Consider the following 1901-nt stretch of genomic DNA (forward strand, 5'->3'; position numbering starts at 1 on the left):
AGTCTGGTGAGAGCCAGGGGCATGCTCACGGATATGCTCACAGGCACACTCACCGTGCGTTCGCACTTGATCGCGGTACGTAACCAGCATGCCAGCTGGACCGGCCTGACGTCACCGATGTTTTCTGCGCCGGGTGCGGTTCGTGTCCGGATGCTCGAAGAGCTGATCGATAACCAGCGTGATCAACCCCTCCAGGGTCTGAGGGCCAGTCGCCGCGATACTGGCCCTGGCGGTGACTGGTTCGTCGGAGCGCTCGGTGGGCGCGAACAGGGACGGCAGCGGCGGCCACCTCAGCGTGGCCAGCAGCATGGTGACGTCGGGGGCACTGGAGGATCCGGGCTCGATGGTTTCGCACCGTTGCAGAATCGCGTTCAGCTCGGTGACGACTGGCGCCAAGGCCATTCGGTCATGGCCTGCAAGCACCTCCCCGGTATCAGCATCGATCGCACGAAACGGGGCTGCCCGTTGCGTGAGCTCCTCGTCCGCCAGGTCTGTCCACGCCTGCGGGATGCGCTGGTCGCGGACAAGGTCGTCGATGCGTTCGTCGAAATGATCAGCGGAGTCCCGGACCTTCCTGTCCCGCAGGGCCGAGGTGTCGCTGACCATCAACTCGGTCCGCAGTCGATCTGCGCGAAAGCGACGCCAACGGGACTTGCGGTCGGCTCTCTCGGCTCTGACGGGCCACAACAACTTGCTGATGATGGCAGTCGCAGTGAGGAACGATTGGACTGCCGGCCACGCCTCGGAACGCCCCTGTGGATCCCGGCTGAGTTGAAGCGCCTGTTGCACCGCCGCCAAGGCGTAACTCGCCTGCCGCACGATCTCGGCGATGTAGAACGTCCGGGCTCCCGATGCCCAGCGCTGCTCCCAGTCATCGCTCACTCGATTATTGTGTCCGTCAAGGCGTAGTGGTGGCCATCCAGGCCAGGCAGGAGTCCCTTGTCATGTTGCTCTGTCGCTCCCTGAGCGTAGGTCGCGGTAGCGGGTGACGGCGTGTGCGCCCGGAGTCCGTACCCACAATGGAGCGCCGATGAGGATGCGCTCGACGTCTGGGCTGATGCCGCCGTCGCTGGGAAAGGTCCACCGGTCTTTGTCGAGCACGACGTCGCTGTAGATCTGTGCGAACCACTCGGATTCGGTCGTGTGGCCGAGTGTGAACCCCCGCGTCCAGGGCTTGTTCTCGTGTTCGTCCCAGTTTCCGGTCACGCCCTGCTCTGTTGCGATCTTCAGGGCTTCGACTGCGAGGGACTCCGGGTCGTCCCACTGCGAGTTGTTGATCGTTCCTCGGCTCTGGATGTAGAGAGCAATTGTCCGAGCTGCGGAGGACGACCATCCTGGCGGTGGTTGGTCGGAGCCGCCGATGTAGTCGGCGGTGTTCTCCAGGCTGCCGAACAGGCACACGTCGACGCGACTCCCAGTGCTGCTGCGGGTGTTGGTGTAGATCACGACGACCTGTCGCTTCTCGATGCCACCCGTGAACTGGGCGAACTCGACCCGGCCGACGCCCTTCGCGAACATCACCGGTGGCGGGGTGACGAAGTCCTGAACTGCAAGGTCGCCGATCGCCGTCTCGATCCTGGGCGCCACTTCGGCACGGTCTAGCGTGCGTGCCTCCGGAGCAACTTCGAGCCCACCGATCAACGGAAAAGCCGTCTTGGCCTTCCAACTCACGCGTCGTTCGAGGGGGATGCCGTTGTCTGACGCGATGTCCCGGATACGGCGATCCGACCAGTAGGCGTAATTGCGGATCACACCTAGCTCGCCCATGAGCAGGCACCCTCCCAACGCCAAGTTCGTCGAAGCAGTCCCGTCGGGTACGGAACGGTTGAAGCCTACATATCACTCGTCCTTACCGACGGCTCCAACGCCGGCCCTCCCGCACTGCGTAGCTCAAGTCAGCT

At 63.7% G+C, this 1901-nt stretch carries 2 protein-coding genes; both read right to left on the minus strand.

Annotated features, from left to right (window positions below; translation table 11 throughout):
• Positions 1 to 111: 111 nt before the first annotated feature.
• Entirely contained in the window at positions 112 to 882 is a 771-nt protein-coding gene (locus tag BAY60_RS35395) for a hypothetical protein (protein WP_043839741.1), read from the minus strand.
• A 60-nt stretch (positions 883 to 942) separates the two neighbouring features.
• Entirely contained in the window at positions 943 to 1767 is an 825-nt protein-coding gene (locus BAY60_RS35400) for a hypothetical protein (RefSeq protein WP_043839739.1), read from the minus strand.
• Positions 1768 to 1901: the final 134 nt, after the last annotated feature.

Origin of the sequence: Prauserella muralis, assembly GCF_003202285.1 — a bacterium.
Classification (GTDB): Bacteria; Actinomycetota; Actinomycetes; order Mycobacteriales; family Pseudonocardiaceae; genus Prauserella_B; species Prauserella_B muralis.